Source organism: Sphingomonas sp. NPDC092440 (assembly GCF_044754985.1).
Classification (GTDB): Bacteria; Pseudomonadota; Alphaproteobacteria; order Sphingomonadales; family Sphingomonadaceae; genus Sphingomonas.
Genome location: NZ_JBIVQA010000006.1, coordinates 117,633 through 139,752 on the forward strand (window position 1 = coordinate 117,633; position 22,120 = coordinate 139,752).

Below are 22,120 nucleotides of genomic sequence, written 5' to 3' on the forward strand. Positions count from 1 at the left end.
ATCACCTGAATATTATGACGCGAGATTGGTTAGCCGCAGATTGTCGACCGACAATATCCATGAGAACCTTTTTATTCTGAGGCGTAAGAAAACGGGAATCAATCGGCACAATATCAGCTTTGCCCAAATGCAAACCAAGCTGATCCGAAAACCGGTCGGCATTCTTCGCAAAGAATCGATTAATTCCGGCGGCCTCCTTGACTGTTCCAGGCGTTAGCAAAAAGTCCACACTCTTGCCAGCCTGAGGGCCGCTCACAAACTTAAAGTCGGCTCCGCTCGCTCCTGCCAGCCTTTCAAGCCTGCCGCCCAAGACTTGCTGGAGTTCGACGGCTGCCGAGGCTTCTCCAGGCCTCAGCTTTCCGATGGCCGGGTCGAGAACGTTCAGCCTGCTAAACTCATCGAGTTCCACAAAGCCACGTGGCGATACGATGCGTGGTCCCATCGTCTCTGCAGCGACGGAAGCAACTCCACCGCTTTGCTGTACCCGGTGGTTCTGCACCATTGCCGTGATGGAGGTGTCGCTCAGGCCAGCTTTAGCGCCATTGCTGATGATGCGCAGCTCATCCGGGTCGGTCGAAGAGTAACCGGACCCCGTGACATTTCCATCGCTGTATTTGCGGACGATATTCTGCGTCCATGGCAGCCTTTCGAGTCCCAGTGCCTGCGCCACGGTGGCGGGTTCACGGATCGTCACCACGCCGTTGGCCCATTCCGCTTCGCCGACCTTTCTGCGGGGGGCATCCGCCTGCGCATCCCGCATGATATTGAAATTGGGCCCATCATCGCTCTGACGCTCGAAGCTTACGTCCGAGAAATCCCCAAACCGATAGCTGATCTTGCGGCCCGACGGCGGTATGAACAGGACCGAATTGATGATGATAGGGGGAAGAATCACGGCTGCTTCCAACGCGGAGATCAGAAATTCTCCGACCCCGGCGGCGACCCCCGCCAGCCTTGATGCCATAGCGGGACTGAGCGGGGGCGCCGGCTCGGCTGGCGGCGCCGGCGGAACCAGGCTCAACCTCGGCTTCACGCTGGGAGCAGGTTCCGCAGGCGCGGCCTGTGGCGCATTCTGCGCCTGACCGGCATAGCCCAACGTGAACTGGTCAGCAAAATTCGACCCTGCCAATCGCAGCTTGCCCCCGCGAAGAGTCCAGCCGCCGGAACCGCCACTGTCCACCGCACCCCTCGCGGCTTCTGCTGCTTCGGCCACGAGTGCACGTTCCCCCGGAGACATCCGGCTTGCGGCTCCCGCCACCGTCTCCCCAACGGTCTGCCCGATGATATCGGGCAGTGCCGCCAGGATATTGTCACCGAAGTCGGTGCCGCCGAGCAGGCTGCGTGTCGCCGCATTGGCCAGGCCGCCCACGGTGTTGCCGACCAGCCGGCCCTCAAAGCCGCCCAGCCCGATCGCGCCCGAGGCCCCCGACCCCAGCCCCGCCGCCGCCACGCCGGCAAAGTCGAACTTGTCCTGCAGCCGCGTCGCAACGCCGATCCCCTGGCTGACCACGCTCCCCAGCGCCCCGCGCACCACATCGCCCAGGAACGCGCTGCCGGCGATCCTCTCGAAGCTGCCCGCCAGCCCGCCGCTCACTCCCGCGCTGATCCCCGCCAGCGCCACGCCCTTCCAGCTGATCCCGTCCTGGAGGCGGGCCGCCACGCCGAACGCCTGGCTCGCCACGCTCCCCGCCACGCCCGCCGCCACGCTGCCCGCGATCGCAGCCGTGCTGGTCAGCCCGATCGAGGTCGTGCCGGCCAGCACCGCACCGCCCACCCCCACCGTGCTCCCCACACCCAATCCCGCGAACAGCTTCGCGAACGGCACCCGGGTGAGCATCGTCACCGCCACCGCGATCGCCACCATGACGATCGCCCCCAGCGTCCCGCATCGGTTGCCCCTTTGCGGCGGGTTCGGCGTGTTCGGAGAGGTGTTGCCGATCGCCTCGGCCGGGTCATAGGGCCTGAAGGTCGTCGCGTCGTGGCGGCTGCCCACCACTCCGCCGGGCACCGTCAGCGCCGTGCCCCCGCCCAGCGCTCCGCCCGCCGACAGGCCCGGATTGGCCTCCGCCAGCTTGTACCACAGATTGGCATCGCCCCACAGCTGCGCCGCGATCGACTGCAGCGTCTCCCCCGCGCTCGCCACATAGCTCGACGCCCCGCCCGCCTCGCCGCCGTTCAGCGCCGTGAAGTTCGCGTCGAAATCCGCGAACACCGTGCCGCTCCCCGCACCGCCCCGGAACGCACCCCCGCCCGGCGCCGCCGTCCGCGCGTCGATCGCCCCGGCATAGTCCAGGTTCGACGTCCCGTCGTTGCTCACCAACCCCATCTGCCGCCCGCCGAACCGGTAGGTCCGCGTCAGCGGCTCCGCCGTCGACAGATTCCCGTCCGACTCCGCCCGGTAGAGCAGCTGGCCCTGCAGGTCGCTCCGATAGCTGATCGTCCGCGGCCGCGATCCGCCCTCGATCCGGACCTGGCGCAGCCCTCCGTCCCGGTCATAGCCATAGCTCGAGCTGCTCGTCCCGTCGCGGTTGACCAACTGCACCTGCGCCTGCACCGCGCCGTCGCGCCAGGCATAGCTCTGGCTCGTATAGCTGTCGGCATAATCGAGATCGGCCCGCGAATAGCTTCCGGGCCCGCCATAGACCGGCGGGCCGCCATTCTTCCAGTTCTTCGTCTCGCTGTAATAGAGCAGGCTCCCGCTCGCGCTCCCCGCCTGCCCGGCCCAGCCGATCGCCGGGCCCGGTGCCCCCGTACCCGTCGCGCTGTAATAGTTCACCGTATGGCTCTGCAGCCAGTCCCCGCCCTGCCGCGTCGACCCCTTCTCCGCCAGCACCAGCCCCCGCGCGTCATAGACGATGTCGTAACGGCTGTGCACCGCCATCCCCCAGCCGTCATATTCCACATGGCTGGTGACCCGGCCCAGCAGGTCATAGTCCGTCCGCGCCCGCGTCGTCCCGCCGATCACCACCGTCACCAGCTGGCCCGCCGCGTCATAGGAATAGACTTCCTGCGCCCCCGCGCCCGTCTGCGCGCGCACCCGCGCGCCCGTCGCGTCATAGCCCAGGTCCGTGCCCGCATCCCCGCGCACGATCACCCCGGAACCCGGCGCACCGACCAGTATCCCCCTGGTCGTCACCAGCCGGCTCATGCTGTCATAGCGATACCACCAGCCCTGGCGCGTCGCCGTCCCGGACAGGCTGCCATCCGCCTGCACCGGCAGATAGTCCGTCACGATCGACCGGACATTCCCCGCCGCGTCATAGCTCCAGCGCTTGTCCACCGCGTCCACACCCGACGACAGCGTGTCGCGATAGCGCGTGATCCGGCCCGCCGCGTCATACTCCGCGCTCCCGTCCTGCAACGTCTGCGCCTGGACCGTGTAGCTCGGCGGGACCCACTCCCAATCGTCCTGCCCCTCTCCCTCCGATACGGTCAATACCGGACCGCGCCCCGGCACCGGATAATAGCCGCCTGCCCGATACTCCCCGGTTTCGCGCACCAGCGTCTCGCGCGTCAGCTGGCCCAGCGCGTCATAGTCATAGCTCGCGACCTTGCGATCCCAGTTGCTGTCGGCGGCGGGCACGTCCCCCGAGACGACCTGACGGATCTGTCCGGTGTTGTAATAGCTATAGGCCAGATTGCGCACGGCGAGCCCGGAAAGCGTGCTCGTCTCCCCGACGATGCGGCCGACGCGATCATAGCGATAGGCATAGGCCTGGCCGCCCTTGTCGGTGCGGCTGGCGACCCGGCCGAAAATGTCCACATATTGGATCGCGGCATGGATGCCGTCACTGGACGACGCCCGATCCGCATCGGTGCTCGTCGTCTGGATCCAGCCGCCAGGCGCCTCCATCCCCCAGGCCGCGATGCCCGCATCCCAGGCATAGCTGGTCGTCGTCGCATCGCCGCCGAACGCGACTTGCAGCGTCACGCGGCCCAGCGCATCATATTCGGTGCGCTCGCGCCCCGCATAGCCGACGACATTGTTCCAATGGCCGATGCGCTGGCCCAGCACGTCATAGGCATAGGACTGGACCAGCGCACCCGCCGCCGTCGCCGGCCGGGTCGCCTGGGTGAGCCGGCCGAGCTGGTCATAGACCATCGCCGTGTAGCGGCCGAGCTCATCCCACGCCCCGATGCGATCGCCGAACACGTCATAGCTGCTGGAGGCCGCCTCGCCGTCCGCATGCCATTCGCGCACCACCAGCGCCGCAGCGTCGCCATAGCCGGTGCCCGCCAGCAGCTGGCGCGTCGTCTTCACCCCCGAGCCCGTCCACACGCTGTTCGCGTCCTGCGTGCCGATCAGGCGGCCCGAAATGTCGTAGAAGAAATTCTCGGTCGGGCGGATGCTCGAGACCACGTCGTTCTCGGCGGTGGCGGAAACCATGGGCCGCCGGATCTGGAGGACCCGGCCCATAGTGTTGTAGCCATAGTCGGTGCGCCGGCCATGGGCGTCGTCCTCCCAGGCCAGCTCGCCGAACGCGGTATAGCCGCGCGCCGTCGCGATGTTCTGCGCCGCGCCGCCCACCGCCGTGCGGCGCAGCATCTGCACCGTCTCCACCGCCTGGCCGCGCCCGTCGAAGCGCGTCGCCGTCGCCGTCACCGTTCCGCCGGCGATCCGGCCGATCGCCTCCGCCTGGGACATTCCCGACAGATCGGTATTGCCGTCGCTCTCGATCGTCAGCGTCTGCCGGCCGGCCGCGTCATAGGCATGGATGCGCCACACCCCGTCGCCCGCGTTCGAGCGGATCAGGCGGCCGCCATTGTCGTAGACGAACTGCTCCTGCCAGCCGCCATTGGTGCCCCGCGCAGTGACCTCGCCAAAGGCGTTGTACGCGCTCTGGGTCCAGCTGACTTCGTTCCAGGCCCCGCCCGAGATCGCGTTGACCGCGCGGCGGACGAGATTGCCCGCCAGGTCATATTGATAGGAGATTCCCTCCACCACCATCGTCCCGGCGGCGTCCCCGAGGGCGCGGTTGTAATATTCGCCGATCTTGCGGCCCGCCACGTCATAGACATAGCTGCGGGTCTGGCCGAGCGCGTCGGTCACACCGACGAGCCGGCCGGCCCCGTCATAGCGGTTGCTGGTGATCCGATCGCTGCCGGCGACCTGGTCGTCGCCCTGCCGCGTCATCACCAGCTGGCCGAGCCGGTCGTAGGAATAGCGCAGCGTCGGCGTGACGCCGCCAAAGGCCGACCGCGCCTCGCGCACCAGCCGGCCGGCATCGTCATAGGTGTAGGTAGTCCGGTCGCCCGTCGCCTCGGTCTTGGTCAGTACCTGGCCCAGCAGGTTGTAGGTGTAGCGGATCAGCGAAGTACCGCTCGCACCCAGGAGCTGGCCGTTCGCCAGGTTCAGCCCCCAGGCCTCGACGTTCAAGCGCCGCTCCTCGGTTCGCCGGCCCATCCTGTCATAGGCGAACTCGGTGACCCGGTCGTCGCCCCCGGGCATCGGCTCGGCATAGCCGCCGCTCGTGGCGCCGACGGGCGGGCTGGTGAACCGACGCTCGCTCAGGACATTGCCTTCCGCGTCGAGCGTCCAGCGCGTCAGATAGCCTTGCTGATCGACCTGCGCGATCTTGCGGCCGGCGTCGTCATAATAGGAATAGAGGCTCTTGCCGGTGCCGTCCGTGGTGCGGACCAGATCGCCGACGACATTATATTCGTAGGCCGTCTCCAGCGTGGCGCGAGGCACATGGACATAGGCGCTGCCGTTCCAATGGCCGACGCTCTGTTCGGCGACCCGGGTCCAGACCAGGCGATCCAGCGCATCATATCCGTAGCGCGTCTCGCGAAAGCTGCCGTCGGCCGGCGCCGGCGGCGTGCCGCCCGCCGTACCAGGCAAGGCGATCGGCGTCGCATGGATGCGGCGCGCTACGAGATTGCCGCCGGCGTCATACTCGAAGGTCGACAGCACGCCCTGCGGGTTGCCGGCGCTGCCCGTCTGCACCACCGTGGCGATCTTGCGGTCCAGATCGTCATAATAGGTGAGCGTGCGCGCGCCGGCCGCATCGATCGTCTCGATCAGATTGCCGCGCGTGTCGTAGCGATAATATTCGGTCGGCGTGGCCAGCGTCTGCGACAGCCCCACCGCCACCGCCGCGCCCCATTTCGAGGTCAGCCGGTCCGCCTTGTCATAGGCGAACCAGGTGTCGCGTCGCTCGGCCAGGTCGTACGCCTCGATCCGGTGGACGAGATTCCCGCGCGCGTCATATTCGTAGCGGTTGCGCGAGAAACCGGCGGTGACGACATTGCCGCTCCCATCCAGGATCGCCTGGACCCTCTCCTCCGCCAGCAGCCCGCGGCGATCATAGGAATATTCGGTGACGCCGCCGAGCTTGTTCCGGAACCGGGTCCGGTTGCCGAACGCGTCATAGCCGCTGGTCTCGACGCCGCCCTCGGCATCGGTGCTCGTCACCAGCCGGCCGAGCTTGTCATAGCCGAAGCGCGTCACCGCGCCGCCGCGCGTCACCGACGCCACTTCGCCGAACACCGTGTAGCTCGTCGATGTCGTGTACCCCAGCGCATCGATCACCGAGGTCACCCGGCCCGCCTGATCGTACTGGCTGTAGGTGCTGAAGCCGCGCGCGTTGATCGTCCGCGTCACTTCGCCGAACGCATTGTGCTCGAACACCGTCGGCGAGCCATAGGCGTTCGTCTGGCGGATCACGCGCCCGGCGCGGTCATATGCGAACGACGTGGTCCCGGCGTTCGATCCGGTCGTCTCCACCAGATCGCCCAGCCCGTTGTAGCGATAGGTGGTGATCGCCTGCTCGGCCGTGCCGAATGCCGCATATTCCACGGCCTTCCGGCCGGCGGTGTCGTAGAGATAATAGGTCCGGCTATCGTCCTGGCCGCCTTCCGAGGCGATGTCCCAGGCCAGCAGGCCGTTGGCATGGTAGTAATAGCGCCGCGACTGCCCAGCCTGGTTGATGGTGCGCGTGACCCGGCCCGCGGCGTCATAATAGGTGCTGGTGCCGGCCCAGCTCCCGCCGGCCACATTGTCGACCGCCGCGATCGTCCAGCTATCATTGGCCGAGACCGCGACGTCCCAGCGGCGCGTCGCGGAAACCCGTCCCGCAGCGTCATAATCGGTGCGGGTCACATAGCCTTCGGCATCGATGACGAAGCGCAGTTCGCCACGATCATTGTGATAGTAGCGCGTGACGCGGTCGCTCGACGTGGCGTAATGGGCAGCCCAATCATCCCACTCGGCCTTGCTGTACAGCGTCGTGGTGGGGTTGGCCGTCGCATATTCGATCCTGCGGACGAGCCGGCCCATATTGTCGTAGACATGGCCGACGACCGCGCCGGTTGCGCCGATCGTATAGGCGAGCCGGCCCGCATAGTCGTAGATGGCGCTGGTCGCCCGGTTCGCCGGATCGCCGGCCAGCGCGGCGACGGCGTTCTTCACCGACGCATGGGTATAGCGCGACAGCGCGGGCAGCGTGCCGGCATATTCGATCGTCTGGCGCACCGGCCCGAACGCGCTCCACGGCCAGCCCTGGAATACATAGACATATCCGGTAACGTGGTTCAGCGCATCGATGGAGAAGCGCAACAGGCCCTGCTGGTCGTAGACATGCCGCACAGAACGATCGCTCGCGCTCGTGCCGGCGCTGTCGCTCAGCGCCTGGAGCGAACCGCTCGCCCGCTGGGCGACGGCGGTCGCGTTGGCATAGGCGATCTCCTGCACTTTCTGCCCGGCGCCGTCATAGATCGTGCGCGTGAGATAGCCTTCGCCGTCGAGCGCGCCGATCGTCCGCCCCGCCCTGTCGTAGAAAAGGCGCGCGATGCTGTCCGCGGGATGGGCATCGGGCCGCGAGGCGCTCGGTCCATTCGCCTTGAACGCCTCGATCTGCCCCGCGCTCAGCTTGTTGATATGGCCGATGGTCTTCACCAGCCGGCCCGAGCCGTCATATTCATATGCGGTGACCGAGCCATCGCCCGCGATCGCCGCGATCAGCCGTCCTTCCCGGTCATGGACCGACCAGGTCCACAGATCGTCCGGATGGGCGGGCGGCCGGATCGCCGCGAGTGCCAGGCTGTTGTCGGGATCGTCGAGCGCCGCGAGCGTACCGCTACCGCTGACGGCGCCGGCATAGTGCACCGTCCCGACCAGCCGGCCGTTGCCGTCGTACCGATATTCGGTGACGCTGCCATTGCCGTCGATATCGGCCACCTTCCGGCCGAGCCCGTCATAGAGATAATGGACTTTCCGGCCGGTCGCATCGGTCGTCGTCCGCAGCCGGCCGTTCCTGTCATATGCGTATCGCGCGATGCCGCTCTCCACGAACGCACCGCTTTCGGTGAAGCTGACCAGGGCGCCGGTCTTGTCATAGGTCGAGGTCTGGACGAAGCCATTGGCCAGGGTGACGATGGTCTGGGTCGCCGCATCGTTGAAGACGAAGCTGGTCGTGCCCTCATTGACGTCGGTCTTCGCGGTCAGGCGGCCCAGCCCGTCATAGACATAGGTCTCCCGGTTCCGTCCCGCGACGAACGAGGACAGCAGCCGCCCGGCAAGGTCATAGCTGTAATATTCCTGGGTGAGGCCATCCGCTTCATGGGGCGAGCCCGGGGCATAGGCGCCGCCGTAGCGCAGCTTCTGCGTGAGGTTTCCGCGCACGTCATAGCGCAATTCCGTGATCATGATCTCGGTGGGTTCGACGGTGCCGGTCCACGCGACCATCTGCGCCTCGCTCGGGGCGCTGGCCGTTCCCAACCCGGACAGGTCGAACTTGCCGCGATATTGCTGGGTCAGCCGAAGCAGGCCATCCGCGCCATAGTCATATTCGGTGACACCGCCCTCGGCATCGATCGTGAAGCGCAGCCGGTTGGCGCCGTCATGGACGTGACGGATGGTGTGCGCGGCGGCGGCGCCGTCCTTGTCCGAGCCGATGCGCGTCTCGGTCAACAGCTGGTTCGCCGCATCATAGGTGCGGGTGACGACATTCCCGAGCCGATCGGTCGTGGTCAGCAGGTTGCCATTGGCGTCATAGGTATAGGCCGTCGCCTGCCCCATGGAATCGGTGACGCCGGTCAGGTCGCCATTGGCGTTGTAGCCGAACTGCACCGTCCTGGCCTGGTCGGTGCCATAGCCGCTGGTGATCCCCGTCAACTGGTTGGCGCGCTGGGCCGCGATTCCCGGAGTCAGCGTGACCGCGCCGATGAGGAGCGAGCGCCCCGCCCGCATGCCGAGCGGGCGATCGACATAGATGTCGATGCCGCCGGTTTCGGCCCGGTCATAGCTCCGGGTGATCTCGATGCGGGTCGGGGCGGTCGTGGACAGGCCGGTTATGTTGAAGAGGCCGCCCGCCTCCCGCGACAGGGTGCCCGGCCCCGAGACGATGCGTGCCAGGGCCCAGCCATTGTCGCCCCAGCCGGAAATCGTGCCGTAGAGCCCGATCGATGCCGCCGTGCCGTCCCCCGAGCCCTGCAGCGTGACCGCATAGGTAAGGGTGTCGCCGGGCGCGGCGGTGAGCGCCCATTTGATCGCGGCCCAGCCCGCGCCCGTGACCTCGAACCTGGTCGCCGCCGCGCCATCGATCGTGGCGGGCGCGGTCGCCAGATTGCTCCTGGGCCAGGTCGCGATGTCCGGGACCAGATTCCCCGGCGCATAATCGAGCCGGGTCGCCTGGCCGGCGGGATCGGTGACGATGGCATATCCCACGCCATAGGCGATGCCGGTGGTGCGGGTAGCGCCCGACGCGACCGTCTGGGCCAGGCTGGTGACGCGGTCGACCGCATCATAGCCGATGTCGAGGATCGAGCCGTCGCTCTGCTCGATCCGCGACACCAGGGTCGTCGCGCCGACATAGCCGTACCAGGTCGAATAGGAACTGCCGCCCGGGCTCAGCGCCACCGTAACCCGCGAGAGCCGGCCATGGCCGTCATAGGCATAGACCGTCGAGGCGCCGTCGCCCGAGATCACTTCGCTGATATGGTCGCCGCTCCACACATAGGTGAGCGTCTCGCCGTTCGCGGTGGTGAGCGTGGTCAGCTTGTCGCCGGTATAGCCATAGGTCAGCGCATTGCCGCTCGTGTCGCTCAGCGACGCGATGCGCCAATGGCCGGCAAAGGCGGAATAGGTCTCGGTGACGCGGCTGTCGCCATCGGTCCAGGTCCAGCTCGAGCCATCGTAGCGCAGCCGGTCGAAGCTCCCCGCCCCGTCAGTCGTGACATAGCTCGTGCCGTCCCAGCCATAGCTGATCTCGCTGCCGTCCGCCGAGCGCCGCTTCACCGTGCTGCCCCAGCTGTTCGCCGCCCCCGTCAGGCCGAAGACGCGCCGGTCCGTGCTCTGCAGCCAGTTGTCGCCATTGTCGTCGCTGTGGTTGCCCAGGCTGTTATAGGTGCGACCGACACCCGCATCCGGGCCGCGACCGACCAGGAACTCGTCCTGGCGGCTGATCAGCAGATTGCCGTTGGCCGCGTTGAGGAAAACCTGCTCGCCGCCGCGCCCCAAGCCGGCCGAGCCCAGCAGGCCCGACGATCCCAGGACGCTTCCCGAACCGCGCTCGAACCCCGTTCCAGCGCCGGTGAAGATCGCGACCATCATTCCCCCCATACTCAAACACGGGCGGCACAAGCGCCGTCCCGAAATGACCTGTCGGCGGAATTCGGCGATAGTTTAGGCCCGGGAGGAGATTTTCGCCGCGCCCCGGCAGGTTTTCCGGCGATCACGATCCGGGCCGCGGAACCATCGCCCGGTCGGATCGATTGCCGCACCATGAAGACATCGCGGTTCCGCCAGCTTTCGCGCCCCGCTCCGGAGCCGGCCGGATGAAGCGCCTGGTCGCTTTCGACCTCGACGGCACGCTCGCCGAGAGCAAGCAGGCGCTCACGCGCGAGATGGCCGAGATGCTGGCACGGCTGCTCGCGGTGGCCGACGCCGCCGTGATCTCGGGCGGCGACTGGCCGCAGTTCCGGCAGCAGGTGGCGGAGCAGTTGCGCGCCGGCACGCGGCGGGAGGGCCTTTGGCTGATGCCGACGACCGGCACCAAGCTCTATCGCTATGCCGGCGAATGGCGCGAGATCTATGCCGAGCGCTTCGGCGACGCCGAACGCGCGGCAATCCGCGCCGCGTTCGACCGGGCGCTGGCCAGGGTCGCCCTTCCCGCGGAGAGGATCTGGGGCGAGCGGATCGAGGATCGCGGCAGCCAGTTCACCTTTTCCGGGCTCGGCCAGCAGGCACCGCTGGCGGCCAAGACGGCATGGGATCCCGACCGGCGCAAGCGCGCCGCCCTGCAGGCCGAGCTGCAGCACCTGCTGCCCGATCTGTCGATCCGGCTCGGCGGCACGACCTCCATCGACGTGACGCGCCGCGGCATCGACAAGGCGCATGGCCTGGAAAGGCTCGCCAAGGAGAGCGGCATCCCCATCGCCGACATGCTGTTCGTCGGCGATGCCCTGTATCCCGGCGGCAATGACGAGCCCGCGCGCCGGACGGGCGTCGACGCCGTCCAGGTCCGCGACCCCGCCGAGACCTGCACCGTCATCGCCACCGTCATCGCCTGCCTGCACGCGCGCGTGGTTCCACCCGCCGGTGCCACGCGCCACCCGGCGGGCGGAACTGGCGGCCCCGCGGGAATTTGAACCAAAGCCGTTGAATTCAAAGCTATTTGCTTTGGTCTCCCGGCGTGCGGAATTATGGTTAACGAATCCGTGCCAACGCATCGATTCGGCACGGCAATCGGAAAATCCGGGGGGATTTCGTGGAAGCCGATCGCGCGCTCAACTTGCTCGACGACATGTTGTGGAACTGCCTGATCGTCGCGGGGCCGGTATTGCTCGCCACGCTCGTCGTCGGCGTGCTGGTCAGCATATTGCAGGTCGCGACGCAGATGCAGGAAATGACGCTGAGCTATGTGCCCAAGCTGCTGGTGGCGGCGATGCTGCTCATCCTGCTCGGCCCCTGGATGATCGCGCGCATCACCGATTTCGCGCGCGGCCTGTACCTGGTGATCCCCACCCTCGCGAGCTGATCATGGGTGACCTGACCGATCAGGCGGTGGCGGTGCTGCTGCTTAGCCTGCGCATCGCGCCGACGCTGGGCTTCGCCCAGCCCTTCACGCTGCTGCGCATTCCGGCGATGGTGCGGCTGATCCTGGCGATCGCGCTTTCCGCCTGGCTCGTCTCCGGCAATCCGGACGCGACCTGGCGTGCGCCCTTCTGGGACGCCGGCCTGCCCGTGGTCGTGCTGGGCGAGCTATTCCTTGGCATAGCGCTCGCGCTCGCGCTCCAGCTCGCCTTCGCGGCCCTGCTCACCGCGGGGCGCGCGATCGATATCCAGGCGGGGTTCGGCCTGGCCGTGCTGGTCGATCCCACCACGCGCGCGCAGATGCCGCTGGTGGGCACGTTCTTCGCCTATGCCGGTGCCGCGATCTTCTTCGCGATCGGCGCACCCGAGGACCTGCTCGCGATCTGGTCGGCCTCGGTCGAGAAAGTGCCGCTCGGCGCCGCGAGCCTGGGCGGCGATCCGGCGCCGCTGATCGAATATATGGGCACGGTGTTCCTGATGGCGATCGGGCTGGCGGGGATCGTGCTGCTGGTGCTGTTCCTGCTCGACCTGATCGTCGCCTTCCTGTCGCGCACCCTGCCGCAGATGAACGTGCTGCTCCTGGGATTCCAGGTGAAGGCGCTCGCCACCATCGCGGCGCTGCCGCTTGCGCTGTCCTTCTCGGGCGCGCTCTTCGCCCGGCTGATGCGGACCGCGCTCGAAACCATGCCGCGGCTGATCTGACATGGCCGAGCAGGAACAGAATCGCAGCGAAGCGCCGACCCCCTTCAAGCTGAAGAAGGCGCGCGAGAAGGGCATGGTCGCGCGCAGCGCCGAACTGGGCTTTCTGGGCGGCCTGATCGCGCTGGCGGGCTTCGGCGCGGTGGCCGGGCCGGCGATGGTCGGCGAGATCGCCGAGCTGATGCGCAAGGCCTTTTCCGCCGGCATCGACCGGGCGGGCGATCCCGAACAGGCCCAGGCGATGATCGGCACCATCGCCTGGGCGGCGATCCAGCCGCTCGCGCTGCTCGGCGGCACGATCATGGCGGTGGTGATCTTCCTCGAGATCCTCCAGCTGCGCGGGCTGATCTTCACCACCCAGCCGCTCAAGCCGGACTTCAATCGGCTCAATCCGGCCACCGGCCTCAAGCGGCTCTTCTCGATGCGGATGCTGAAGGAGACGCTGAAGACGGTGCTCAAGTCCGCGGTCTATGCGATCGCCGCCTGGTTCGTCGTCAAGGACGCGATCGCCCGCTTCGCGATCGCCGCGAGCGACGGCGAGCGGCTGGCCGAGGCGCTTGCCGGCGCGGGGCTGCGGCTGGTCTTCGTGTTCATCGCGATCGCGATCGGCTTCGTGATCCTCGACCAGGTGCTGGTCCGCGGCGAGTTCCTCAAGCAGATGCGCATGAGCCGCCGCGAAGTGACGCGCGAGGCCAAGGATCGCGAGGGCGATCCGCGCATCAAGCAGAAGCGCAAGCAGCTCCATGCCGAGTTCGCCAAGCAGAGCGAAGGCATGGGGGCGTTGCCGGGGTCGGACCTGGTAGTGGTCAATCCCGAGCATTTCGCCGTGGCGCTGCGCTACGATGCCGGGCGGATGATCGCGCCCGAGGTCTCGGCCAAGGGCCGCAACCGCTTCGCGCTGGCGATCAAGGACGAGGCATTCCGCCTGGGCATCCCCATCGTCGAACGGCCGCCGCTGGCGCGCGCGCTCTTCCGCGCCTGCCAGGCGGGCGGCGCGATCCCCCCTTCCACCTATGAGGCCGTGGCCGAGCTCTACATCGCGCTCCGCCGCACCTCGCACGCTCCGGAAACCGCATGATGTTCGACAAGCTGTTCCGCAACCAGAAGGACCTGGCGCTCGTCGGGGCCACGATCGCCATCCTCGTGATCCTGTTCGTGCCGATCCCGCCGGCCGTTCTCGACCTGGCGATCATCCTCAATTTCGGCCTGGGCCTGTCGATCATGCTGCTGACCTTCTATGTCGGCAAGCCGGTGGAATTCTCCACCTTCCCCTCGCTGCTGCTCGTCGCGACGCTCTACCGCCTGTCGCTCAACGTCGCCGCGACCCGCCTCATCCTGACGGGCGGCAGCGCCGGCGACGTGATCGGATCGATCGGCGCATTCGCAGTGCAGGGCAATTTCGTGATCGGCCTGGTCGTGTTCGCGATCCTGGTGGTCGTCCAATATGTCGTGGTCACCAGCGGCGCCCAGCGCGTCTCCGAAGTCGCCGCGCGCTTCACGCTGGATTCGATGCCCGGCCAGCAGATGAGCATCGATGCCGATCTCAACATGGGCCTGATCGACCAGAAGGAAGCGGTGCGCCGGCGCGAGGAACTGGAGAAGGAAGCGAGCTTCTACGGCGCGATGGACGGCGCCTCGAAGTTCGTGAAGGGCGATGCGATCGCCGGCATCATCATCCTGCTGATCAACATCATCGCCGGCTGGGTCGTCGGCGTCAGCCAGATGGGCATGGAATGGCCCGAGGCGCTGCAGCATTTCACGCTGCTGACCATCGGCGACGGCATCGCCACCCAGCTGCCCGCGCTGATCATCTCGATCGCCACCGGCATCATCGTCACTCGCTCCGCGGCGGACCGGCAGCTCTCCACCGAAGTCTTCCGCCAGCTCGCGTCCGAACCGCGCATCCCGCTGATCGTCGCGGCGGTGCTGCTCGCGCTGATGCTGATGCCGGGCATGCCCAAATGGCCGATCCTGCTGATCGGCGCGGCCGCCGGGCTCGCCTGGTGGCGCCTGCGCCGCCGCGCCGCCGCGCAGGACAGCGTGGGCGACGACGCCGCCAGCGAGACGATGGCCTCGGGCACGGCGCCGGTGCCTGCGGTCGAGATCCGCTTCGGCGCCGAGCTTGGCCAGGCCTGGGAAAAGGAAGGCGCCATCATCCTCGAGCGGCTGGCCGGTCTGCGGCGCGCGCAGGAGCAGGAGCTCGGCATCGGCTTTCCGGCGGTCAAGCTCGTCGACGGCCAGGGGCTGGGCAGCTTCGAATATGAGGTGCGGCTGTTCGGCTCCCGCTACGGCGCGGCCGAAGTCCGCCCCGAGCGCGTGCTGGCAATCGCCAACCAGGGCGCCAAGGCCAGGCTGGCCGGCGAGGAAACGGTGGACCCGGCCTTCGGCATGCCCGCCTTCTGGATCGCCGAGGGCGAGGGCCAGGCCGCGCGCGAAGCGGGCTATACGATCATCGATCCGATCACGCTGATGGTCACGCATTTCGGCGAGATCGTGCGCGGCGAGACCTCGACCCTGCTCACCCGCGCCACCGTCGCCGGGCTGCTGAACGAGGTGCGCGAGCGCCAGCCCGGACTGGTCGAGGACCTGATCCCCAACACGCTGACGCTTTCCGACGTGCAGCGCGTGCTGCAGAACCTGCTCGGCGAAGGCGTGTCGATCGCCAATCTCGACCTGATCGTCGAGCATCTCGTCGACCTGGCCCGCATCCAGAAGGATCCGATCGAGCTGACCGAGCAGATCCGCCAGCGGATGAGCTATGCCATCTGCCACCAGCTGCGCGGCAGCCATGGCGATCTCGCGGTGCTCAGCCTCGATCCGCGGGTGGAGAACCAGATCGTCGCCAGCATCGGCGCCAATGCGGGCCATAGCTCGCTGGCGGTCGAGCCGCGCCTGGCCGAGCAGATCATCCGCCGCCTCGCGCCGATGAGCGAGGAGATGTTCCGCCAGGGCCGCGCCCCGGTGCTGCTGTGCGGCGGCGAGATCCGTCGCCACCTGAAGAACCTTACCCGCCGCAGCATCCCCAAGCTCTCGATCCTGTCGGTGAGCGAAATCCCGATGCGCGTGAACCTGAAGTCGTTCGACGTGGTCCGGCTGGAAGGGTGAGCCGGGGCGACCCGCCGTCCCCGCCTGCGCGGGGATGCCGGGTGTGCCGATCATGTCCTGGCCCTAACGCGCGCCCAGCTTGGCCAGCGAATGGGCCAGCGTCTTGCCATCGGCGCCGATCGGCGTGTGGAGCGCAGTCTCGAAGATCGTGGCGGCGCGCGCGCTATTCCCCTCGCCCGCCGCGATCAGCATCGACGCGAGCGCCGCCGCGAAGCTCTCCCGGTCCAGCCGCAGCGCGATCGCGGTGCGCCGGCGCGCCTCCTCGACATGGCCGTCGAGCAGCTCGACCACCGCGATCGAGCCCTGCGCCTCGCCGAAATTGTCGTCGAGCGCCAGCGCCTTCTCGAAGCGCGCACGGCCGGCGGCGCGATCGCCGGCCAGGACATGCGCCCAGCCCGCCGCGATCCACGAGCCGAGATGCGTGCCGAACATCTCGGCGCCCTTGTCGAGGTCGCGCGCCGCCTCCGCCTGGTCGCCGCCCAGCATGCGCGTGAGCCCCAGCCCGATCCAGGCCCGGGGGGCGCCGGGCGCGCGGGCGAGCGCCGCCTCGAACAGCTCCGCCGCGGCCGTGGGATCGTCCTCGCTGAGCGCCAGCGTGCCGAGCGTGGTGAGGGCATCGGGATGATCGCCCGCCATCCGCGCCGTGCGCGCCGCGAGATCGGTGTCCTCGATATCGATCGCGAGCGTCGAGACGATGGCGTTGAGCCCGCGATGCTCGGGATGGAGCGAGATCAGCGTGCGGGCGCGCTCCCCGGCAAGATCGAACTGGCCGAGCTGGTGCAGCAGCTGCACTTCGAGCTGCGCAGCCTGGGGCAACGCAGCGCTGGTGGCCGTGTCGAGCACTGCCAGCGCCTCGTCGAAACGCTTGGCCATGGCGAGCGACCAGGCAAGGTTGAAGCGCACCGGCGGCGCGTCTGCGCCCCCGGCAAGCAGGGCCGCATAAAGGTCGGCGGCACGCGTCCAGTCCAGCCGGCGCATCGCCACGAGCCCGGCCAGATGCTGGGCCTGGGGCGTCAGCGGCCGCAACCGGGCGTGGCGATCGAGCAGTTCCTCGGCGGCATCGAAATGCGCTTCGGCAAAGGCCGCTTCCGCGGCATCGGCGATCAGCGCGACATTGTCCGGGTCCTCGGCCAGCAATGCCGCGAGGCGATCGTGGCGGCTCTGTGCGGCGGCGGTCTGGTTCATGCTCGAGATTCCCTCAACTGGGCCAGGGCCCGGTCCATCAATTGGCGCCCTTCGGGCGTCTCGCCGATCATCCGGCTGACCTGATCGACGATCGCGATCAGCGCCGGATCGTTCCCCACCGCTTCGCCGAATTGCTCGGCAAGCAGCCCCCGAACCATCGCCCGGCGCAGTTCCTCCTCATCCAGCGTGTCGAGCGCCGCCAGCGCGCGGACCCGGTCGAGCGGGCGCGCGGACGCCGCCTCGGCACGGGAGGTCCGGCCCTGCCGCGCCGTGCCGCGGTTGCGGCTGGTCCGTTGCAGCTGCTCGTGCAGGAGCAGCAGCACCTGATCGACATTGCCGATGCGAGTCATGTCGCGCGCGCGTTCAGTGCGAGGTTCCCCGCCCGATCTGGTCGAGCAGGAACGACGTGGCCGAAGCCTCCGCATCGGCGGGCGCGGCCGGTGCCCCGTCACCGGCCAGGCGGCTGCATTCGTCGATGATCAGGCGCATGTCGCGGTTCAGCGGCGGATTCTCCTCGTTCACCGCGATCCCTTCGGTCAGCTCGCGGATCGCCTCGCCGAAATGATCCTGGATCAGGTGCCGCAGCCCCCGGACGAAATGCGCGAGATAATGATCGGACGCCAGCGTATCGAGCGGCTCCCAGGTGGCGAGCGCACGCGCCGCCTCGCCCGAGGTCAGCTCGAAGAAGCCGAGCTGGAAGCGCGCCAGGGCAAAGTCCGGCGCCAGGGCGACGGCGCGGCTCAGCGCCGCGTGCGCCTCGATCGGCCGGCCCGATCCGGCGAGCATCGAGCCGCGCAGGAAGTGGAGCCGGGCATCGTCGGGATAGGCTTCGATCAGCCGCTCGGCGAGACCGAGCTCGTCCGGCGTGCCCGCATGCATCGCGGCGAGCAGCTGCGCCATCTCCTCGTCACTGCAAAGCGTCATGTCCGTCTCCATCAACGATATCCTATCCGTGTCCGCAGCTTCGCCAGTGCATGGGCGTGGAGCTGCGAGACGCGCCCCTTCGACAGCTCGAGCAACTGCGCGATCTGCGAGAAGCTTACGCCGTTCTCATAGTGCTGGCGAATGATCGCTGCCTCGCGCTCGGGCAAGCGATCGATCTCGCGGTCGAGCTGGGCGTTGAGCTGGCGCCATGCCAGGCTCTCATAGGCATTGGGGCGCCGGTCGATACCGTCCTCGGGCTCCACCAGGCCGGTTCCCTCCAGCATCAGGCCGATCGCGAGCCCGGCGGCGAGATCGGCGAGCGCGTCGAGCGGATCGGCCGGGCCGGCTTCCGCCGCGATCGAGCGGAGTCGCTCCGTCTCGATCCGGCGGCGATAGCTATATTGTGCGTCGCTCTCGTTCATCCGGGCCGCGCCATCCGCGATGCTGCCGATGATCCGGCGCCGCGCGAAGGCCCCGAAGGGAATGCCGCGCAACGGATCGTACCGGTCGATCGCGACCAGCAGCCCCTCATAGGCGAACTGCTCCATGTCGTTCAGCTCGACGCCATTGCGCGGCCGCGCGCGCAATTGGCGCCGGGCAATGGCGCGCGCCAGCGAGCGATACTGCGTGAATATCTGCTCGCGACACCTGAACTCGCGCTCGAAGCGGAATCGCCGCCACAGCGACGCTTCCACCCGCGGGGGCACCAGCAACAGGCCGAGCCCCGAGGAAGTGCCGCGGCGGCGCTGCTTCATCTGAAGCTTCCCAGCACGCCCTGCAGGATCAGCCCCCAGCCGTCGATCAGGACGAACATGAGGATCTTGATCGGCAGCGAGATCGTCGATGGCGGGACCATCATCATGCCGAGCGCGAGCAGGATCGAGGCGACGACAAGGTCGATCAGCAGGAACGGCAGCAGGATGACGAAGCCGATGGTGAAGGAGACGCGCAATTCATTGAGAATGAAGGCCGGCGTCAGCTTGAGCAGGTCCACCTGCTCGGGCCGGTCGGGCACGGGCGCCTTGGCGATCGCATAGATCGCCTCGATGTCGCCGTCGCGGGTCTGGGCGAGCATGAAGGTGCGCAGCGGCCCGCTGCCTTTCTCGATCGCCTGCTCGACGGAGACGCTGCCGGCCATCAGCGGCTTCAGCGCCTGGCTGTTCACAGCGGTCAATGTCGGCCCCATGGTGAACGCGGTCAGGAACAGCGCGAGGCTGATCAGCACCGGGTTGGGCGGCGTCTCGGGCATGCCGAAAGCGTGGCGGACCATTGCCAGCACCACGACGATGCGCACGAAGCTGGTCATGCTGATGAAGATCGCCGGGGCGACGGCCAGCAGCGTGAGCAGCAGCATGGTGCGCACCAGATCGGTGCTCATGCCCGGGCCATTGGCGGCGAAGGCAGCGGCGGGGGTAAGCAGCGCGGCGGCCAGCAGGCACGCCCGGGCGGCGCGGACAAGGCGCATCAGCCGGTCTCCCCCTCCGCGCCTGCCGGCTCCACCGAAGCGGAGGCTGGCGCCGAAACCGCGCATTCGCTCTCGCGCAGCAGGAGCTGTTGCTGCTGCGCGCACAGGACGAGATATTCGCGGCCGTCGCAGCGCAACAGGCAGACATCGGCATATTGGCTGACGCGGCGCGTTTCGAGCACCTCCACTCGCCGCTGTGCCGGCAGCGCCGCGACCAGCCCGCGCAAGCGCGGGAGCGGGAGGGCGATCCGCCCACCGCCACGCTTGAGCGCCAGGGCAGCCAGTGCCGCGAGCATCAGGCAGAGGAGCAGCGCCATCACGATCCGGGTGAGCGAAAGATTCAGGCTCCCGCCGCCGCCCAGCCGCCCCGGCTGCGCAAGGGCGGCGGGGGCATGAACGAGAAGCACCGCCAGGCCTGCCCATGCCGCGGTCAATCGGGCCATTGCGCGATCTCGGTGAGGCGCACGCCGAACTTCTCGCCCACCGCGACCAGTTCTCCCCGCGCCACCGCGACGCCGTTGAGGCGCAGCTCGACTGGCGTGTTGAGCTGCGCGTCGAGCGTCACCACCGCGCCGGCGGCGAGACCGGTCAGCTCGGCCACGGTCATCGGGGCGCCCCCCAGAAACGCCTCGAGCTGGACGCCGACATTCTCGATCAGCTTGCTGCTGACGCGTGCGGGCGCCGGCCGCTCGGGCCGGGCTGTGGCGGGCTGGGTCTCGGCGGACAGGATGTCACTCGGTTCGGTCACGGGATCACTCATCGGGTTGGAGCTTCTACGATCTCGAGCGCGGGGCCGCGCTCGCCTTCGACCACCGCGCAGCGACCGCGTGCCAGCGGCACGCCGTCCACCGCGAGCGGCAGAATGTCGTCGGTCGCGCAGTCGAGCACGAGCACATCGCCGCAGCCGAGCCCGGCAAGCTCGGCGACGGTGATGCGGCTGCGGCCGAGCAGCGCGGAAAGCGACACAGGGATATCGGCCAGCGCCGCCCTGCCGGAACCGAGGGACGCGCCGACCGCCGGTTCGGGCAGCGCCTCGCGGACGAAGCGGGCGAAAATGAGTGCCGACAGCTCGATCTGGAGCGTCAGCCCGCGCGTGGCGGTGACGATCTCGAGCCGGTGCACCGGCCCCTCGCCGCGCCCGGCTTCCGACTGATGCCAGACCGGCCGGTCCAGCGCGAAGCACTGGACAAGGCGGGACTTGAGACCGTCAAGGCATTCCTTGCCCAATGCCTCGAGCAGCGCCTGATCATGCGCATTGCGCTGGCCCGCTGCGGCCGGAACGCCAAGGACCATCGCGCCCAGCGCCATCGCTCCCGCCGGCGGCAGGCCGATCGCCAGGCCTTCTTCGCAGCTGTGCCACACCGCCTTGCGCAACTCGGCGCGCGGTGCCGCGATGCGCGCGAGCGCCCCGGCGACGCGCATCGGCTCGCCCGCGAACCATTCACCCGACCAGCTCTCGATCATGTCGGCGAGCGCACGCTGGGCCGCGGGCGGCGCCGCCGCACCGTCGGGCAGCCAGAGTCGACAGGGAAGCGTCATCCCTGCCCCCGGATGCCGAAGAGCTGCTGGATCATGTCGTTCGAGACGCTGACGATCTGCGACGAGGCCTGGAAGCCGCGCTGGATCAGGATCAGGTCGCCGAACTGCTTGGACAGATCGACATTCGATGCCTCGAGCTGCTTGGCCTTGACCAGGCCCACCCTGGGATCCTCGCTCGCGAGATAGATGCGCTCGCCGCTGCCGTTATAGGTGAACAGCCCGCCATCCTTCTCGAGCAGCGACTGGGTGTCGCGGAAGTCCGCGAGCGCGACCGCGCCGAGATCGAGCTTCTGCTCGTTCGAATAGGCGAGCTCGAGATGGCCGGTGGCATTGACCGTCACGGTGGTGAGCGCGCCCACGCCGTGCCCATCGATCGAGGAAGCGCGCAGGTTGGAAACGTCGCCCGAGGAATAGGACTGCACCGCCGAGAAATCCAAGGTCACTTTGAAGTTGTTGGTGGTATCCTCGACCTCGATCTTGGCGGTGCTGGGATCGACGACGCTGCCGATGAACTTCAGGTTCTTGGTCGCGACACTGCCCTTCTCGTCACTGATCTTGACGGTCCATTCGCCGGCGACCGTGCCCTTCTCGAACTTCGCGCTCCATTTGTGCGAGCCGCCCTTGGCGTCGTAGACGACCATGTCGTTGATCGTGACCGCGTTGACGGCGGTGTTCGACAGATTGTCCGTGAAGGTGATCGTGGTGCTGCCGAGCGGCGCGCTGGTGCGCTTCTGGTCGATCGAAAGGCTCACCGGCCGGCCGGAGGAGTCGAGCGTCGCCAGCCGGTAGCTGGTGCCCGAAAGGACGATGAACCCCTTGTTGTCCACTTCGAAGCTGCCGGTGCGCGCATAGAGCATCTTGTCGCCGTCCATCAGGACGAGGAAGCCGCCGCCATCGATCGCCAGGTCCAGATCGCGACCGGTCTGCCGCAACTGGCCGGCGCTCAGATCGAGCCGGCTCTGGCCGATGCCCACGCCGTTGCCGCCGCCATTGCTGTCGGTGTCGTGCGAGAGCCCGCCCTGGCTGCCGCTGCCATAATAGTTCTGGAACGTCACCGTCGAGCCCCGGAAGCCCGAGGTGTTGAGGTTGGTCACGTTGTTGCTGACCTGCTCCAGCCCGCGGGAATAGGCGTTGAGACCACTGAGGCCGATATAGATGGCACCGAACAT

The 22,120-nt window shown here is 68.0% G+C and carries 15 protein-coding genes; 5 read left to right on the forward strand and 10 right to left on the reverse strand.

What is annotated here, in order from left to right; translation table 11 throughout:
* Nucleotide 1: 1 nt before the first annotated feature.
* Nucleotides 2-10,549, reverse strand: a complete 10,548-nt coding sequence (locus tag ACIQCS_RS11880) for a hypothetical protein (RefSeq protein ID WP_345847562.1) — start codon at nucleotides 10,547-10,549, stop codon at nucleotides 2-4.
* A 227-nt stretch (nucleotides 10,550-10,776) separates the two neighbouring features.
* Between ACIQCS_RS11880 and ACIQCS_RS11885 the strand changes: the two genes are divergently transcribed.
* The 5 genes from ACIQCS_RS11885 to ACIQCS_RS11905 all read left to right on the forward strand — a co-directional run bounded on the left by ACIQCS_RS11885 (nucleotide 10,777) and on the right by ACIQCS_RS11905 (nucleotide 15,838).
* Nucleotides 10,777-11,589: an HAD-IIB family hydrolase gene (locus ACIQCS_RS11885; RefSeq protein WP_345847564.1), complete on the forward strand. Its 813-nt coding sequence runs from the start codon at nucleotides 10,777-10,779 to the stop codon at nucleotides 11,587-11,589.
* Between the two features lie 119 nt (nucleotides 11,590-11,708).
* Nucleotides 11,709-11,978 (forward strand): flagellar biosynthesis protein FliQ, encoded by a 270-nt coding sequence (gene fliQ / locus ACIQCS_RS11890; RefSeq protein ID WP_345847565.1) that lies wholly within the window; start codon nucleotides 11,709-11,711, stop codon nucleotides 11,976-11,978.
* A gap of 2 nt (nucleotides 11,979-11,980) precedes the next feature.
* The gene (locus ACIQCS_RS11895) at nucleotides 11,981-12,736 is read left to right on the forward strand and encodes a flagellar biosynthetic protein FliR (protein WP_345847566.1); all 756 of its coding nucleotides are present in this window, start codon (nucleotides 11,981-11,983) and stop codon (nucleotides 12,734-12,736) included.
* A gap of 1 nt (nucleotide 12,737) precedes the next feature.
* On the forward strand, nucleotides 12,738-13,811 hold the full coding sequence (locus ACIQCS_RS11900) for an EscU/YscU/HrcU family type III secretion system export apparatus switch protein (protein WP_345847567.1): 1,074 nt from the start codon (nucleotides 12,738-12,740) through the stop codon (nucleotides 13,809-13,811).
* Nucleotides 13,811-15,838 carry a flagellar biosynthesis protein FlhA gene (locus ACIQCS_RS11905; protein WP_345847568.1) on the forward strand — a complete coding sequence of 676 codons (2,028 nt, stop codon included), beginning with the start codon at nucleotides 13,811-13,813 and terminating at the stop codon, nucleotides 15,836-15,838. Before ACIQCS_RS11900 ends, ACIQCS_RS11905 begins: the two co-directional genes overlap by 1 nt.
* 63 nt (nucleotides 15,839-15,901) lie before the next feature.
* Here ACIQCS_RS11905 and ACIQCS_RS11910 read toward each other — a convergent pair whose 3' ends face one another.
* The 9 genes from ACIQCS_RS11910 to ACIQCS_RS11950 are packed head-to-tail and all read right to left on the reverse strand — an operon-like array spanning nucleotide 15,902 to nucleotide 22,120.
* Nucleotides 15,902-17,023, reverse strand: a complete 1,122-nt coding sequence (locus tag ACIQCS_RS11910) for a tetratricopeptide repeat protein (RefSeq protein WP_345847569.1) — start codon at nucleotides 17,021-17,023, stop codon at nucleotides 15,902-15,904.
* Nucleotides 17,020-17,373, reverse strand: a complete 354-nt coding sequence (locus ACIQCS_RS11915; RefSeq protein ID WP_280279747.1) for a hypothetical protein — start codon at nucleotides 17,371-17,373, stop codon at nucleotides 17,020-17,022. Before ACIQCS_RS11915 ends, ACIQCS_RS11910 begins: the two co-directional genes overlap by 4 nt.
* Before the next feature lie 13 nt (nucleotides 17,374-17,386).
* Entirely contained in the window at nucleotides 17,387-17,947 is a 561-nt protein-coding gene (locus ACIQCS_RS11920; protein ID WP_345847571.1) for a hypothetical protein, read from the reverse strand.
* Nucleotides 17,948-17,958: 11 nt separating this feature from the next.
* Nucleotides 17,959-18,702, reverse strand: a complete 744-nt coding sequence (locus ACIQCS_RS11925; protein WP_345847572.1) for a sigma-70 family RNA polymerase sigma factor — start codon at nucleotides 18,700-18,702, stop codon at nucleotides 17,959-17,961.
* A complete protein-coding gene (gene fliP / locus ACIQCS_RS11930) occupies nucleotides 18,699-19,412 on the reverse strand; it encodes a flagellar type III secretion system pore protein FliP (RefSeq protein WP_345847574.1) in 714 nt (237 codons plus the stop codon). The genes ACIQCS_RS11925 and fliP overlap by 4 nt, the downstream gene beginning before the upstream one ends.
* Nucleotides 19,412-19,855 (reverse strand): hypothetical protein, encoded by a 444-nt coding sequence (locus tag ACIQCS_RS11935; protein ID WP_345847575.1) that lies wholly within the window; start codon nucleotides 19,853-19,855, stop codon nucleotides 19,412-19,414. Before ACIQCS_RS11935 ends, fliP begins: the two co-directional genes overlap by 1 nt.
* Complete coding sequence (locus ACIQCS_RS11940) at nucleotides 19,843-20,160, reverse strand: FliM/FliN family flagellar motor switch protein (protein ID WP_345847577.1); 318 nt, start codon at nucleotides 20,158-20,160, stop codon at nucleotides 19,843-19,845. Before ACIQCS_RS11940 ends, ACIQCS_RS11935 begins: the two co-directional genes overlap by 13 nt.
* 8 nt (nucleotides 20,161-20,168) lie before the next feature.
* Nucleotides 20,169-20,951 (reverse strand): FliM/FliN family flagellar motor C-terminal domain-containing protein, encoded by a 783-nt coding sequence (locus tag ACIQCS_RS11945; protein ID WP_345847578.1) that lies wholly within the window; start codon nucleotides 20,949-20,951, stop codon nucleotides 20,169-20,171.
* Nucleotides 20,948-22,120: a flagellar hook-basal body complex protein gene (locus tag ACIQCS_RS11950; RefSeq protein WP_345847579.1), complete on the reverse strand. Its 1,173-nt coding sequence runs from the start codon at nucleotides 22,118-22,120 to the stop codon at nucleotides 20,948-20,950. The genes ACIQCS_RS11945 and ACIQCS_RS11950 overlap by 4 nt, the downstream gene beginning before the upstream one ends.

What these genes read in the sequence shown, in the direction of transcription:
- ACIQCS_RS11910 (WP_345847569.1), bottom strand. Translation starts at nt 17,023, where the DNA reads ATGAACCAGACCGCCGCCGCACAGAGCCGCCACGATCGCCTCGCGGCA.
- ACIQCS_RS11895 (WP_345847566.1), top strand. Translation starts at nt 11,981, where the DNA reads ATGGGTGACCTGACCGATCAGGCGGTGGCGGTGCTGCTGCTTAGCCTG.
- ACIQCS_RS11935 (WP_345847575.1), bottom strand. Translation starts at nt 19,855, where the DNA reads ATGGCCCGATTGACCGCGGCATGGGCAGGCCTGGCGGTGCTTCTCGTT.
- ACIQCS_RS11880 (WP_345847562.1), bottom strand. Translation starts at nt 10,549, where the DNA reads ATGGTCGCGATCTTCACCGGCGCTGGAACGGGGTTCGAGCGCGGTTCG.
- fliP (WP_345847574.1), bottom strand. Translation starts at nt 19,412, where the DNA reads ATGCGCCTTGTCCGCGCCGCCCGGGCGTGCCTGCTGGCCGCCGCGCTG.
- ACIQCS_RS11885 (WP_345847564.1), top strand. Translation starts at nt 10,777, where the DNA reads ATGAAGCGCCTGGTCGCTTTCGACCTCGACGGCACGCTCGCCGAGAGC.
- ACIQCS_RS11925 (WP_345847572.1), bottom strand. Translation starts at nt 18,702, where the DNA reads ATGAAGCAGCGCCGCCGCGGCACTTCCTCGGGGCTCGGCCTGTTGCTG.
- ACIQCS_RS11950 (WP_345847579.1), bottom strand. Translation starts at nt 22,120, where the DNA reads ATGTTCGGTGCCATCTATATCGGCCTCAGTGGTCTCAACGCCTATTCC.
- ACIQCS_RS11920 (WP_345847571.1), bottom strand. Translation starts at nt 17,947, where the DNA reads ATGACGCTTTGCAGTGACGAGGAGATGGCGCAGCTGCTCGCCGCGATG.
- ACIQCS_RS11945 (WP_345847578.1), bottom strand. Translation starts at nt 20,951, where the DNA reads ATGACGCTTCCCTGTCGACTCTGGCTGCCCGACGGTGCGGCGGCGCCG.
- ACIQCS_RS11900 (WP_345847567.1), top strand. Translation starts at nt 12,738, where the DNA reads ATGGCCGAGCAGGAACAGAATCGCAGCGAAGCGCCGACCCCCTTCAAG.
- ACIQCS_RS11915 (WP_280279747.1), bottom strand. Translation starts at nt 17,373, where the DNA reads ATGACTCGCATCGGCAATGTCGATCAGGTGCTGCTGCTCCTGCACGAG.
- ACIQCS_RS11905 (WP_345847568.1), top strand. Translation starts at nt 13,811, where the DNA reads ATGTTCGACAAGCTGTTCCGCAACCAGAAGGACCTGGCGCTCGTCGGG.